The 14,393-nt window shown below is 43.3% G+C and carries 14 protein-coding genes and 3 tRNA genes; 10 read left to right on the top strand and 7 right to left on the bottom strand.

What is annotated here, in order from left to right; all coding sequences use genetic code 11:
• Window positions 1-51 precede the first annotated feature (51 nt).
• The 4 genes from EYO12_03020 (at window position 52) to EYO12_03005 (ending at window position 2,875) form a co-directional block, all read left to right on the top strand.
• A complete protein-coding gene (locus tag EYO12_03020; protein HIA92062.1) occupies window positions 52-1,008 on the top strand; it encodes a hypothetical protein in 957 nt (318 codons plus the stop codon).
• Between the two features lie 10 nt (window positions 1,009-1,018).
• Window positions 1,019-1,708, top strand: coding sequence for a PrsW family intramembrane metalloprotease (locus EYO12_03015; GenBank protein HIA92061.1), 690 nt, complete (start codon window positions 1,019-1,021; stop codon window positions 1,706-1,708).
• 27 nt (window positions 1,709-1,735) lie between these two features.
• Window positions 1,736-2,254: an NUDIX domain-containing protein gene (locus tag EYO12_03010; protein HIA92060.1), complete on the top strand. Its 519-nt coding sequence runs from the start codon at window positions 1,736-1,738 to the stop codon at window positions 2,252-2,254.
• A gap of 147 nt (window positions 2,255-2,401) precedes the next feature.
• A complete protein-coding gene (locus EYO12_03005; protein HIA92059.1) occupies window positions 2,402-2,875 on the top strand; it encodes a hypothetical protein in 474 nt (157 codons plus the stop codon).
• A gap of 1 nt (window position 2,876) precedes the next feature.
• Here the strand turns inward: EYO12_03005 and EYO12_03000 are convergent, their stop codons facing one another.
• Both EYO12_03000 and EYO12_02995 read right to left on the bottom strand, forming a co-directional pair.
• Window positions 2,877-3,059, bottom strand: coding sequence for a hypothetical protein (locus EYO12_03000; protein ID HIA92058.1), 183 nt, complete (start codon window positions 3,057-3,059; stop codon window positions 2,877-2,879).
• Window positions 3,052-4,536, bottom strand: coding sequence for an AarF/ABC1/UbiB kinase family protein (locus EYO12_02995; GenBank protein HIA92057.1), 1,485 nt, complete (start codon window positions 4,534-4,536; stop codon window positions 3,052-3,054). The genes EYO12_03000 and EYO12_02995 overlap by 8 nt, the downstream gene beginning before the upstream one ends.
• A 240-nt stretch (window positions 4,537-4,776) precedes the next feature.
• On the opposite strand from EYO12_02995, the gene EYO12_02990 reads away from it, so the two are divergent.
• Window positions 4,777-5,385, top strand: a complete 609-nt coding sequence (locus EYO12_02990; GenBank protein ID HIA92056.1) for a hypothetical protein — start codon at window positions 4,777-4,779, stop codon at window positions 5,383-5,385.
• A 28-nt stretch (window positions 5,386-5,413) separates the two neighbouring features.
• Window positions 5,414-5,488 (top strand) — tRNA-Gly (locus EYO12_02985).
• A gap of 27 nt (window positions 5,489-5,515) precedes the next feature.
• Here EYO12_02985 and EYO12_02980 read toward each other — a convergent pair.
• The 3 genes from EYO12_02980 to EYO12_02970 form a co-directional block, all read right to left on the bottom strand.
• Window positions 5,516-6,910, bottom strand: coding sequence for a hypothetical protein (locus EYO12_02980; protein ID HIA92055.1), 1,395 nt, complete (start codon window positions 6,908-6,910; stop codon window positions 5,516-5,518).
• Between the two features lie 246 nt (window positions 6,911-7,156).
• A tRNA-Arg gene (locus EYO12_02975) sits at window positions 7,157-7,233 on the bottom strand.
• Window positions 7,234-7,571: 338 nt separating this feature from the next.
• Window positions 7,572-7,646 (bottom strand) — tRNA-His (locus tag EYO12_02970).
• 253 nt (window positions 7,647-7,899) lie between these two features.
• On the opposite strand from EYO12_02970, the gene EYO12_02965 reads away from it, so the two are divergent.
• The 4 genes from EYO12_02965 (at window position 7,900) to EYO12_02950 (ending at window position 11,041) form a co-directional block, all read left to right on the top strand.
• The gene (locus EYO12_02965) at window positions 7,900-8,424 is read left to right on the top strand and encodes a hypothetical protein (GenBank protein HIA92054.1); all 525 of its coding nucleotides are present in this window, start codon (window positions 7,900-7,902) and stop codon (window positions 8,422-8,424) included.
• A 66-nt stretch (window positions 8,425-8,490) separates the two neighbouring features.
• Complete coding sequence (locus EYO12_02960) at window positions 8,491-9,159, top strand: response regulator transcription factor (protein HIA92053.1); 669 nt, start codon at window positions 8,491-8,493, stop codon at window positions 9,157-9,159.
• 2 nt (window positions 9,160-9,161) lie between these two features.
• Window positions 9,162-10,151, top strand: coding sequence for a HAMP domain-containing histidine kinase (locus tag EYO12_02955; GenBank protein HIA92052.1), 990 nt, complete (start codon window positions 9,162-9,164; stop codon window positions 10,149-10,151).
• A 71-nt stretch (window positions 10,152-10,222) separates the two neighbouring features.
• Window positions 10,223-11,041 (top strand): hypothetical protein, encoded by an 819-nt coding sequence (locus tag EYO12_02950; protein HIA92051.1) that lies wholly within the window; start codon window positions 10,223-10,225, stop codon window positions 11,039-11,041.
• Between the two features lie 8 nt (window positions 11,042-11,049).
• Here EYO12_02950 and EYO12_02945 read toward each other — a convergent pair whose 3' ends face one another.
• Complete coding sequence (locus EYO12_02945) at window positions 11,050-12,843, bottom strand: hypothetical protein (GenBank protein ID HIA92050.1); 1,794 nt, start codon at window positions 12,841-12,843, stop codon at window positions 11,050-11,052.
• A 44-nt stretch (window positions 12,844-12,887) separates the two neighbouring features.
• Entirely contained in the window at window positions 12,888-14,384 is a 1,497-nt protein-coding gene (locus EYO12_02940) for a UDP-N-acetylglucosamine 1-carboxyvinyltransferase (protein HIA92049.1), read from the bottom strand.
• Window positions 14,385-14,393: the final 9 nt, after the last annotated feature.

The raw sequence follows: 14,393 nt of genomic DNA, 5'->3' as shown, positions 1-14,393 counted from the left end.
TTAGCTTGTGCGGTATAGTTAGACTAAATTACATAAACAGAAAGTACCCTTATGGACGACAATCAACCACAAACTAATCCGCCGACGGACGCATCGCCAAGCCCAGAACCAGCTACGCCACCAGAGACACAGCCAGTACAAGCGGCACAACCAGTTCAGCCAGCACAGCCTGAACAGCAAACTACTCAGCCGGCGCCAGGCCAGCCAGTGCAGCCGAGTTCAACTACACCGGAAGCAGCTCAACCACCAGCAGCGGCACCACCTGCAGAGCAATCTGCGGCGCCTGTCGAGCCTACCCAGGCAGCACCCGTACAACCAGCTCAACCGGATCAACCTCCTCAAACCCCACCCCCACAAACATTTACACCTGTTCAGAACGCTGATCAGCCAAACCAAGACCCAGCCAAGCTTAAGAAATCTATAACAAAAGCAATTTTAGCGGTAGTGAGTGTTTCGGTTATTGGTGGGTTAGCTTTCTTTGTTATTGGCCAAATGGGTGGCATAGATCTAGCTAACCGTGAAGTTATTACCGAAGATACTTATTCGGTAGAGGTTCCAATTGGTTGGGAGCGTGAAGAAGAAGGCACCCAAGTTTACTACACCAAAGAATCTGCTGTTGGGTTTAAAGCGGCAGCTGTTATGGTAGCAACTGAAGAAAATGTGTACCCCGAAGGCACAATTACCATATTAAAAGAATCGGGTGAGGACGAAGAGCAGTTGATTGACAGCTTTGTCGAAGGCTTTGTAGGCGGATTTACTTCAAACAACAACGTCGAACTTAAGGGCGATCCTACAGTCACAATCGACGAATTCAGCACCGAGCAAATTAAATTGTCGATGGAAATGCAAGCTACTGATACAACTGACGATACCGAAATTAGTTTGTATGCGGATGTGTTTATGCTAAATGACGGCAAAATGGCTGTGGTGTTTGTAGGTGTTGCCGACGATCTTGACGCTGATGTCGTAGAGATTAACGAAATTATAGATTCCTTTAATTTCAACTAAAGGTTAGTTTGTGACTTTCTTTCTGTTCCTGTTGCTTGCCCCGTCATATTGGGTCGCGAAGTTTTTGCTAGACAATGACTCCACTGGCAGAGAGCCAAAAAAAGCGGTCCGAGAAGCGATAATAATCGGCTTGCTCGTATTGCTTTTAGCAGGGCCAGCAAACGAGATAATAGCGCGAGCTCTTGGCTTTGCTAGCTCGGAAGAGGCTTTATTTATCGATATTTCTATACAAGGCCTAAGTTATATTTTCTTTTTTGCGCTGTCTGAAGAATTGCTGAAGTTTATTCCAATGGCGTTGCATATATATGGTAAGTCTTATTTTAACGATGTTATCGACGGGGTGATTTACTTCGCGTTAGCAGGGTTGGCGTTTGGAGTTTTTGAAACATTCTTTTACGGCCTGAGCTACGGCGGGACGGGTATTGTGCTGTTGCGGCTTGTGTTCGTTCTATTTTTGCATGCCGGCACAACCGCTATTGCTGGGTACAGTTTTGCTAAATACACCTTTGGTAGCCACAAAGCATGGCAGTTGGCAGCCAGTTTCATGGCCGCAGTATTGCTTCACACTTTCTACAATCTGTTTATTAGTTCTGGAAGCATGCTGGTACTTATCGGGATGGCGATATCGTTATTTACATCTTCGATGATTTTTGTGCTGTATTATCGCGCAACGCTGCAAGCGCAAAAAGCTAATAATTAATTTCTAATGCACGCTATAATGCTTTAAATGAATAACCCGTTTCAATTTCACTACAGTCCGTATACAGGCAATCAGCTTATTCCACAAGCAGATGGACATTTTAAAGATTCTGTAACAGGACAAAGCGTTTATTTAAACCCTAAGCCGACTGCTGCGGCCATAATCGAAGACGGCAACAAGCAGATCTTACTTGCGCAGCGCAAATATGAACCCGGCAAAGAAATGTGGGATTTACCTGGGGGCTTTCTTGATTTAAATGAAACTATTGAACTAGGCTTAAAGCGTGAATTGAACGAAGAGCTTGGTGTAGCCGTAGCTCGATTGAAGTATTTTGGCAGCGCTCATACAACGTACGAGTACGAAGGCGTAACCTACCCAATACTCGATTCTTGTTTTATCGTTACGTTAGCCGACGAAATAAATGAGTTCGAAATTGGCGATGACGTACTTGCCGTCAAATGGGTAAGTTACCATACAATTGATTATTCTGAGTTACACGGTGAGAGCATAAAGCAGTTTATAAAATCGTATTTTGAGCATATTTGACAGTTAGTTGTTAGATATTAAAATTGCAACACCTAGCGCTTACTACGAAATCCAAACATAGAACAATAAATATAAGCATAAAGCACATGCTTGCAAAGAGCAGGTTTTCCCTTGATTATTATTTATATAAAAAAGAGGGATACCATTATGTTATTTGTAATGCGGCACGGAAAATATGAACATGATCCAGAAAGATTAACACCTGAAGGCAAACGACAAGCTGAAGTTGCTGCGGATACGATCAAAACTAAACTCGGGAGAGGTATAATTTTAATTGCATCGAGTGCTCCAAGAGCAACAGAGACAGGCGAGATTGTAGCGGAAAAACTCAATCTAGATGCGGAACATTTTATGCGGAATAAAAAACTTAATGCATATGGTAATCACCCAGAAGGCTGTGGCAGTTTCGAGGATATGCTATCGACCATCCTCGAAGAAGCAGAAGTTGAACTAGACATGGATAGCATGACTACCCGAGAAGCGGACGATGTTTTACTAGTGGCGCACGCTCCTTTAGTAGCAGCAACTATGGGCTACCATTTCGAAGAATCCTATCGGGTGCCATACTGTCTGCCTGTAGAGTACGATCCTGATGTCTGGCAAACTCCAGAGCTGTGGTAGCCTAGCGCTTACTACGAAAGCCAAACATGGCAACAATAAAACTAGTAGCCATGTTAAACATTACAATACGGATTATTGGTAGGTCGCGGTCGAGTGCGAACAGGATTGTGCTTGCGATCCATTGAACTGCAATAACGCCAGCGGCGTACGGGTGTTTTACGAACAGAATAATTTCACTAAACACTGAGCCTCCTTCTCATTTTTATAATTAAATCACGAAATAAAAATGGATCCCGTTCGGTTATATCTTCGATCCAGTTACTGACAATTTCGACTGCCCGGTCAACTTGCATGGTTTCTGAGACACCGGTTATCTCCACGCCGTCTTTCTTGATACCTTTTAGGACATCTTCAAATACACTCGGAAGCATTTCTTCGCGGTAGCCAAGACCCTCGATAATACTCATGTATGTTGCGGCGGCTCGCAACATAACTGCTCCATCAAAGTTAGCTTTTATGCCAAAGCGGTTGTCTTCGTTTAGGGTTTTATCAAATAGTGATGATATTTGGCCTTTCATGAGCATTTGCTTAACGTCGACTCGGTCCTTAGTTTCTTCGAAAGCTTTGTTGGCGACGTTTTTTACCTCTTGTTTTATGTTGACGTCGCGAGACTCGTCTTTTTCGTACATTCGGTGCAATGTTGTAAGTGCTCGGTAGAGGTCGCTAACGTAAAAACGCAGAGCATCCATGAAAAACTTACCCATATCCGCGCGACCATAAAACATGTCGATGTAGTTTTCGATAATTGCCACAAAGGCTTTGCGGTCGGCTGGCGGCGGAGCAGTGATTCCAAAATCCATAATGCCAATTTTATTATTTGGTAACAAAATCACATTTCCGGGGTGCGGATCACCTTGAATAAAGTCGGCTGTTAGTACGCTGCGCAGAATTTCTTCGCCGAACATTCTTACTAAAAACGCAAGGTCGCAGCCATATTTTGACTGTACTAGTTCTTCAACATTGACGCCGTTGTTTTTTAAATCAATCAGCTTAGTAAAAGGTATGCCATCTAAAAAACTCTGCGTTAAAACATATTTACTACTGAGGTGTTTATAGGTGTAAGGAATATCAATATGTGGATGATCCTTGTAGCGTTCAAAAAAATACAAGGCATTGTCGGCTTCTTTAAAATAGTTTGTTTCTTGTTTAACAATTTTTTTGAAGTCCTTGTACACCTCATTAACATCGTACACAGCGCTTGGAATAACAAACTTAATAAGGCCGGTGAAAAAATTAAGTAGCCGTAGGTCGAACTTTAGGTTTTGCATAAGACTCGGACGAAGAATTTTTATTGCTACCTTACTACCATCGGTTAATTCGGCTTTGTAAACCTGACCAAATGAGCCAGCCGCGAATGGCTCCGGGTCAATATGCTTAAAATGTTGAATATTTTCTTTTAGCTCAAACTGTAAAATAAAGTCTTTATCAAGTTCATCAACCTCAACATTATCGAAGACTGCGAGTAGTTTAGTTTGGTCGACGCCAACGAAAAAATCGCTTTTCATGCTCAGTATTTGTAGGAATTTAACATAGACACCTCCAAGGTCCGAGAACCCGTCTAAGATTGCGCCGTTCATGCTTTGCTCGTCACCCTTAAAGCCATGATACATAATCTTGGATACAGTTTTTATAGTGGTGCGGAACCGCCGTCTACGTGCCATATTGCGGGGTTATTTCCTGCGATTGAAGCCAAATATGAACATGATAAGGATGAAGCCTGTCGTGAGTTGGTACAGTCGATAGGTGGTTTCGGTGTCATTAGCAATAGCGGCGATAATTACTATCGCCACCCAGATAATTAGAATTGTTGCAAATACAGATGCGTAACGCATATGCCCCCAATGAATTTGCTTAATTATATCCTCAAAAGCAGTTGCTGTAAATCGTGATTACTACTGTTAATGGTTGTGCTAAAACTATATTCTGCATTCTATCTATCAATATATCCAAATCATGCTGTTATACTTGTCTCTATGATTAAACGAATTGAAAACAACTTACGAGAATTTGTCTATGGAGGCATGGACGGAGCCGTTACAACTTTTGCAATTGTAACCGGTGCTGCAGGTGCTAATTTTAGCGCAAAAGTAATACTAATTTTGGGGCTAGCTAATGTTTTTGCTGATGCTTTTTCTATGGCAGTCGGAGCCTACTTAAGTGATAAGGCAGACCAAGAGCTTGAAGCGAAAAATAGCGATGAGGCCAAAGAATACGAATCACCTATCGAGGCATCAATAGCGACATTTATATCATTTGTATTAGTTGGATTTGTGCCGCTTAGTGTTTATATTGTCGACTATATATTTAGTCTTGGCTTGTCGGACAGTAACGCTGCTCTAAATTACTCAATTACTTTAACGCTTATCGCCTTTGCTGGTATTGGTTATTTACGAGCCGTGGTAACTCATATTGATAAAATAAAATCTACGCTGGAAACTTTAGGGCTTGGGCTTGCTGCAGCGATTATTTCATTCGGGCTTGGGTCTGTGCTCGAAGGTGTTATAACTTAGCAAATAGTTTGCTATAATCAGCAAACATGCGGGATTAGTACAGCGGCTAGTATGCCTGCCTTCCAAGCAGGAGACACCGGTTCGATTCCGGTATCCCGCACCAAATGCAAGCGCCTTGTTGGGCGTTTTTTTATTGCAATGAAGTAGGGAAGAGCTGTGGTAGCTTGTGGCGATTTGATGATGAGCCAGTTGTAATATCTTCAATCTGCCCAGAGCCTGTTTCACCCAGGTCTAGTCTGTATAGAATTTTCTCGGTATTGCTCGAAGACGGATTGGATAAAGCAAAGTAAAGCTGCTCTCCAATAGATAGAGCTTCGCTAACCGTAGTTCCACTTATAAGTTTACGCAGGGTAAGGTTTAGCGGGCGTACGGTTTGGGTTGACGTGTTGAGCCGATTGATAACAGGCGCGTCATAGTTTGATCGGCCTGTGTAACGTATTTCGTCAGGATTCTCTACTTCACTTAGTTGTGCGATAGAAATTAAGATCTCGTTGTTATTAGTTGATTCTCCAGCTACATGAGTATACGGACCGGTGACTGAGTAGACTTCTTTTGATTCACCCGAATCTATGTCGTAAGAATATATTTTAAATATAAAGTTTTCTGGAGAAATCTCCGCAACGCTCGAGTCAATATCACCAAAGAACGGTCCATCACTTACTGTTAAATAAATAGTCTCCTTCGCAGCGGTGAGATCAATGTCGATGGCTGTAAAAATTTCAGAATTTGGAACTTTAAATAATTGTTTTGGTTCAGTCTGTTGATCGGTAATCTCCCATATCTCACCAAGTTGCGGACCATCACAATCAAAACACGTATGTCGTTGCGCTAAGACTGAGCCGTTCTGCGCAAGGATGGGTGCGAGTGGTAAATCTCCTCCTGCTGGAGCCATGCTGTATAGTGTCTCTCCGCTTGTATTTACTTCACTGAATCTTTTGATACTTATCCCATCAATATCAAAAACTAGTCCAATTAAAGTCTGCGATTCAAAATCTACCACAGTGAAGCTTGCGCTGATTGACTCATCGATAGTGAAGCTTATTGTTTCTTCGCTTCCTTCGTAAAATTCAACTCCAATAATATCGTATTCATTTGCATTTAACTGAGCTACTGCAACTTGAGCGCCACTGGTATCAAGCACAATGTGGTTGGAAGCAATATCAAACAAAGTTTCACTGGTGCCATCTTGGTTAAGGGCAGAGTAGCTATCGACCGTTGAATACGACAGAAATGGTGATTCAACTTGGTCTGCAGAAGGCTCTGCATCACTGCTATCTGACTGGTCAGTCTCTGTAGTTTCTGCATCGCTTGTTTCTTGATTGTTACCTGTTCGCATGTACGCATAACCCGCGCCAAGTAACAGTATGACTACAGCGATCAGTGCAATAATCTTTTTATTCATTGATTTTTTTTGTGGTTTTTTCGGGGGCGTGCTCTCGCTTTTTTTGTCTTGGTGGTCCTCATTTTCTGATTCACCTAATAACTCGTCTAATGATTTAGATGTATCGACTTGATCGTCGTTCATTTTCCCTCCTAAGCGTTAGTGGTATTTTAGCAGATTGTTTGGTAGCCCGGGGCTAGTTTGCCGTTAGGTAGAGGATTCGTTTTCATGTTTTGCTCCTCGGCTAGTTTAGAATCTACTAGATTCTAAACGCTCGTCGGCCAAGCAAAGATTACGTAACATGCCGCTGGCATATTACGCCTTCACGGGTTCGAATCGATCGCCAGATTGACCAAATAAAAAACTGACCTAACCGGCCAGTTTTTTATTTGGCACCCCGGGAGGGATTCGAACCCCCGACCTGCGGGATAGAAGCCCGTCGCTCTAATCCACTGAGCTACCGGGGCATGGGTGCCGTTTCAATAATATACAATGATTTCAGTAATTGATTAAACTAAATTAGAATTTTTTTCTGATGAAACTTTGATTTGATGAAGACGCAGTATATGCAGAAATCCAATAATTGCTAGGTAGACGCTTAATCGAACACAGCTTTTTAGAATGCTGTTTGACGAGACAGCAAGACCCAGCCCGCTCAGCACAGTCATAAGCAGCGCAGAATTTGCTAATCGCACATTTGTAGATGATCTAATTACCGCGAACATATAGCAAATGATCGATGTTGCGCCGGCTACTATATGAAAAATAAGCATAAAAACACATTCTTTAGCGTGTAAAAAATATATGGGGCGGCCGAAGGGAATTGAACCCTCGTATCCGGTACCACAAACCGACGTTCTAACCATTGAACTACGGCCGCCGCTTCAGAGTGAACTACAGACTGTCGTATTTTGATGTATCAAAATAACTTTAGCCTTCCGTTATTCTTGCTTCTAAATCCTTCAAACAGCCACGTCTGTGGCATGGTTCGAAAAATTTCGAATCGCACTCATTTTAACAGCCTATTACTACTGTTACAAATAATAAAATTCTAATCTTCAGCTTTTTTTCAGTTTGCAAACCTAAAGTAATAGCTACCACCACGTGTGGGAAGTAACTAAAAGGAGAATAAAATGGTAATTAAACGATCATTATTAGCAGCTGGATTTGTCGGGACATTTGGTCTTGCAACTGTAGCTGGCGTGTCGGCTCAAAGCGGCGAAACGTTGGCAGCGACATTAAGTGAAAAAATAGCTGAAGAATATAACCTCGACCAAACAAAGATTCAAAGCTTAATAGAAGCAACTCAAGATGAAGTTAGCGAAGAACGACAAGCAGAGCGCGAAGCAGCCTATGCGACGCATCTTGAAGAAGCGGTTGAAGCAGGAACCATAACAGAAGAGCAAAAAAATACGCTACTCGACTTCAGGAGCGAGCAGCAAGTGGCGCGTGAAGCCCTAAAAGATATCGAAGATGAAGACCAGCGTCGCGAAGCTCACGAAGCTCTGCGTGAAGCACAGCAGGCCTTTAAAGAAGAGAATAGCGATATTCCGTTTGACGAGCTAAAGCCTGAAGATGGAGAAGGTCGACGAGGACGCGGCCGACGTGGCGGCTTTGGCGGCCCTGGCTCAATGGACGGAGCAGTAGACGAGTCTTAGGTAACCAAGAAACCTATTAGCAATCCTCGGATTAGTCCGGGGATTGCTAATATTAATGAGAACCACATGAAAATTTTAGTTGTAGAAGATCAGTTTAAGTTAGCGCGAAGCCTCAAGCGAGGGCTCGAGCAAGATAGGTTTGTTGTTGAGGTGGCAAGAGACTACGAGTCAGGCTTACAGATGGTTGCAGGTAGCGAACACGACTTAATTATTCTTGACAGAATGATGCCCGGCGGCGACGGTTTAGATATCGTTCGTTGGTTGCGCGAGAACCAACGAACAACACCGTGCATAATGCTAACTGCAAAAAGTCAGGTTGAAGCGCGCGTTGAAGGCTTAAATAGTGGTGCAGATGACTATTTAGTTAAACCGTTTTCGTTTGACGAGCTTTTGGCTCGTGTTTACGCACTATTGCGAAGACCAGACAGTCCACAAGCAACCGCTCTTAGCGCTCGAGGTGTTGTGCTTGATTCGTATAAAAAAACCACTACCTACAACAATCAGGTTATCGACTTAACTAAAAAAGAGTTTAACGTGCTTGAATATTTACTTCGCAATAAAGGGAAGGTCGTTTCCAAAGAAACATTACTTAACCACGTTTGGGACTTTGATGCCGATGTACTGCCAAATACTGTCGAAGCGTTTATTAATTCTATTCGTAAAAAAATTGATAAAAACTATAACATTCAGCTAATCAAGACCGTACGTGGCCACGGGTATACAATAGAAGAGTAACCATGTTTCATTCAGCAACCATTAAACTAACCGCTATTTATTTAGCAATTCTAATCGGTATTTCTATCGGCTTTAGTTTGGTAGTTTTTAATATTTCATCTACGCAGTTTGATCGACGAATAAACGCACCAGAGCAAATTGCTGGTCGTTTCAACCGGATTGACTCACTAGAGTTGCAGGAAATTCTGACCGAACAGGCAAATAGTGCAAAAAGCACTTTGCGCAGGCAACTTGTAGTGGTAAATATCGGGATCATCGTGGCAGGCGGAGCTGCGAGTTATTATTTGGCACGCCGAACTCTAAGGCCTATTGAGCAAGCGCACGAAGCACAAGGTAGGTTTGTCTCTGATGCCAGCCACGAGCTTAGGACTCCTCTGGCCATCATGCAGTCTGAAATTGAAGTTGCCTTGCGTGAAAAAAAGTTGACCGCTGCACAGGCAAAGGAACTTTTAACAAGCAACCTCGAAGAGGTAGCCACACTACGTGATTTATCCGAGGCCTTATTGCAACTGACACGGGCTGACAAAATGACCGAAAATCAAGAATTATTGTCTACGCAGGTTATTCGCAAAGCGGTTGAGCGCGTTGCTATACAAGCTACGGCTAAACAGATCACTATAAAACAACTAAGAGATACCGATTTTATATTCAAGGGTGACAGTTTCTCTGCCGAAGAAGCCTTGGTGATTCTGCTCGACAATGCAGTTAAGTATTCTGTTTCTGGAAGCGAAGTTGCTGTGGATGCGTCAGAGCACAAACACAGTTTAGAAATATCAGTTATAGACAATGGTATTGGCATTAAAGCTGTCGATCAGCAACATATTTTTGATACTTTTTATCGTGCCGATCAATCTAGAAGTGATCAGCATGTTGAAGGTTTTGGCTTAGGTTTATCGCTGGCCAAGCGGCTTATGAATCAGCAAAATGGAAAAATCAAAGTTAATAGCGAAGTAAATAAAGGCTCTACGTTTACATTAGTATTTTTACGGTAGCTGTTTTAGAATTTTGAAAGTTATAGATAATAATTATATAGTTGAAGTATTAGCAACGGAGGACAGCACATATGCCACGGAATCTTATCGGGGAATTACCCGATTTACCCAGAACAGCCTTTAGTTCTGAACTAGATAGATTACGAGACGGAAGTCCTTTTACGACTGGTCCAGTACTTACCTCAACTCAATTTCCTAACGTTTATGATTTCGGACGCATGCTCTTTGGCGATGACCTAGAAGAAACGTACGCACTTATTGAAGACAGAGAAGAATCTAAAGGGGCGCATTTTGACGCCTATGGCGAAATAATTAGCCCTGACCATCCGTTTATAGGGCACTATAATTTAGCTGGAAAAGTGTCATTGCTAGCCTGCGAGCTCGATGAGCAACTTACAGGACGCTATAACACAGAGAACCCTGATCCCGGCACAGAAGAAGCATATGCAGCTCGCCGCGCTTTCGCGGCTGTCGCTGTTACTTCTCCCTCAGTGAGAAAATTTCAAACTGAAATTACAGTGGCTACAGCGACTGTAATACCGCAATTTGCAGGAGCCAACCATGTCGTGCATGATTTTAGAGATCGGTCTTCTGACGAAGAGCCTAATGGTCGTTTCATGAAATTAATCCTTCCTAGCTCTCAATTAGCTGAACAAACGTTAAAGATGCTTGGGTATAAAAAATTCAACCAAGTCCTAAACGCAGCGTTAACTATTGTGGATTTAGCTAAACTAGAAGGTCAAATAGATGCAGAACAAACACAAAAAGATGAACAACAAGCTACCGGCGATCCTGCCGCAATAACGCGCGCCAGCTTAGCCAGGGCCAGAAAAAGAAGTAGAAATAATAGATTCAACAGCCCGAGCATGGGGCGAATAAAGTTCGACTAAAAATTCTTTTAGTCTTTGTAATTACTATTAAAAAATTCTTTATGCGGATTAATAGATCTCTTAGTGGTCACGGTGTCGTCAGGAAGGGTGAGACAGGTATAGGCAAGCAGACTCGAGCTGTAGCCATCATCCTCAAGCTCGGCACGCTCTACCTCACTGGTGGTAAAGAGCCGGATTGTATTTTTAGTTAGCGTATAAATTGGCGATGTGGGTTGTCGACCGTCTGGCGTGCAGTCATAGGCAAATTCGTTTGTGCCAATCGGTCGGTAATTTGACCCATAACTAACGCTATCAAATCCAGTTTTTTGCTCTAAATTAAGAACACTAGCCACGCGTTGCATAGCTGCATCAGCGACTATTTTTCCAAACCCAAATGTGTCATCGCGTGACTGGCTGCTTGGTATAGTGAGCTTATTATTTTGTTCTTGCAGGGCTGCAATCATTTGCTGAGCACTGGCTTCGGGTTGGTAGCTTCGCATTCGGCTGAGTAGTCCGGCAACGATTGGCGTAGATAGGCTTGTACCACTTACGGTGGCGTAGTCGCTTGTAGGGTCACCGACTGACCAATCGGTTGTGTAGATGCTTACACCTGGCGCCACAACATCGAGATTGGCCCCCCAGTTACTAAAGCTTGCCCGTTGGTTAGACGCTGTTGAAGCACCGACTGCCACGACTTCTGGGAAATTAGCGGGGTAGTTAATACAGTCGCACGAATCGTTGCCGCTGGCTGCGACAATAATGCTACCAGCCTCAATTGCGTATGCAACAGCTGCCCGTAGATAACTATCATTGACGGTAGCACCAAGACTAATTGATATCACGTCTGCGCCCATGTCAGCGGCGTAGCGAATCGATCGAGCGACGCTTAGAGTATGCCCGAATTTATTATCATCCAGCGCTTGTAGGGGTAGAATTTGCGAATTCCAGTCCGCACCGGCCATACCAACATTATTGTTGCCAGTTGCAGCTGCTACCCCTGCAACGTAGCTACCATGGTGGGTGCCAGACCCGTCTGGGTTCATTTCGCCAGCTTGGACAGAACGGTCGTGGTTAATGAAGTCCCAACCCCTGTAGTCATCAACATAGCCATTGCCGTCATCGTCGATTAAGTTACATGATTTATCGAGCGTAAGAAATTGGTCACTACAGTTGAGGAAACTTGGGTTTTCGAAGGTTGTTGTAAGAGCTGGTTCATTGTCACTTATGCCATCGCCATCGTCGTCGATGTTATTGCAGGCTTCTGTTAGTGGCAGTGTTTGATCGCTGCAATTTAAATCACTCGGGTTTTCGCTGGCTACCAGACCCGACTCACCGCTATTGGCAAACCATCGTCCTGAAAATTCTTCGTGAGCCAAGGCATAGCCAGTGTCGATAATCGCTAGCAGCGTTTGGTTTGATCCTACTGGAGTATCCCAGGCCTCGTCCATATTAATGTTTTGCACCCACCACTGATTGTAGTTTGGGTCGTTGGGTGCTAACAGGGGTTTATAGGTTACAAGTGGGTATTCTTTTCCGTCATCGGTAACTATGGTATTGCCGACAATTCGTTCGGTCTCGGCGTCAGGCTGTAGAGCTGTTGAATCTGAGCTGTTAGTGCTTGGCGATGAGTTTTCAGTGGTAGATTTCGACGTCGAATTGTCTGCGTCGTCGGCGTTTTTTTGTGAATTTTCTTCTAGAATTTGTTGGCGTTCTGTGTTGGCTGGCTCTCCGGGTGGTGATACCGGCAGAAGTATATCGGTCGATTGGGTGGGGTATGTTAAAAACAGTAGCCCTATAAAAATGTATTCTGCAATTGTTTTCATGTGTTGTAGTTTTTGTAACTACAGTATATCAGACTAAAATCAGCCTATGTCATCGATATCTTGGCACCAACTGCATTAAGTCGATTGGCAAGATCGGCATATCCTCGGTTAATTGAGTAGACATTTCGAAGAATTGACTTACCAGGAGCCGCGAGCATGGCTAAGAATATCATCATACTCGGACGAAGTGCTGGTGGTGAGGCTATGTGGGCTGGTTCCCATTTGGTCGGCCCTGTCACAAACACTCGGTGTTGGTCGGCAAGGTCGAAACTTGCCCCAAGCTTGTTGAGCTCAGTAAAGTAAATTGCGCGGTTTTCGTAGCTCCAGTCATGTACGAGTGTACGTCCGTGAGCTGTAGCTGCTATTAACGCCATAAACGGCAGATTGTCCATGTTAACGCCAGGATAGGGAATAGAATGTAGCTTGACTGGTGAGGCATATAACTTTGACGGTCGAACGGTTATGTCGGCTAATTTCATAACCTTATTTTTTGATTTGTATTCTTTGTCGATCGAGTATTTAAGACCCATTTTTTCTAAAATATACAGTTCTTTTTCAACGAATTCGATCGGCGCTCGTTTGATAGTTAATGTTGATTCTGTTAAAACTCCAGCCGCAATGAACGTCATTGCTTCAATCGGGTCTTCGCCAATGTGGAATTCTATATCTTTATTTATTTCTTTAACGCCGTGGATAGTAAGCGTGGTTGAGCCTATGCCGTCGATACGTACTCCGCAGGCCTGCAAGAATGCGCAGACATCTTGACCCATATAGTTAGCGCTAATGTATTTAAGAGTTGTCGTGCCTTCAGTTAGTGCCGCAGCCATTATTGCATTTTCAGTAACCGTATCGCCTGGTTCGTACAAAATCACCTGTTTTGGTTTTTTTCGGCGTACGGTGCAGTGAAAATTACCTCTGTTTTCACTAACTTCAAGACCAAAATTCTCCAGTGCATATATATGCGGCATTATCGTTCGACTTCCTAAGTCGCAGCCACCTGGCGCCGGTATGGTAAATTCACGCATAGCGTGCATTAGTGGTGCTAAAAACATAATAATTGTTCGGGTTCGGCTGGCAGCCTTTTTATCCATTTGATCGATCTTTAGGCGTCGTGGCGGTTTGATAGTGAGGTCGTGATTAACCCACTCAATCTCAACACCAATGCTTTCAAGCACCTCAATTATGCGGTAGACTTCTTCAATTTTAGGGGCATTTTTTAGAGTAGTTTGGCCTTTGTTAAGCAGAGCGGCACACATTAATCCAACTGCAGCGTTCTTGGACGTATTAACCGTAATAGCGCCTTTGAGCTTATTGCCGCCTTCAATCACAAAGTTTGTCGAACCGTCTGACAGGGAAATTAGTTCCTTGCCCAATACCTCGCTAATGCGATCAAGCATTTCTAAGCTAAAGTTTTGTTTTCCTTGCTCCATTCGAGTAACGGCACTCTGACTGGTGCCTAGTTTCTCGGCAAATTCAGCTTGGGTTAGTTTTTGGCTTTTTCTAATTTTTCGAATTGAAGCAGCTATATCGGATGTTTTCATACCAATATT

The sequence above is a fragment of the Candidatus Saccharibacteria bacterium genome (genome assembly GCA_012965045.1).
Taxonomy (GTDB): domain Bacteria; phylum Patescibacteriota; class Saccharimonadia; order Saccharimonadales; family DTSZ01; genus DTSZ01.
Note: the sequence above shows the minus strand (reverse complement) of the source record. Positions and strands in the feature narration are given on the sequence as shown.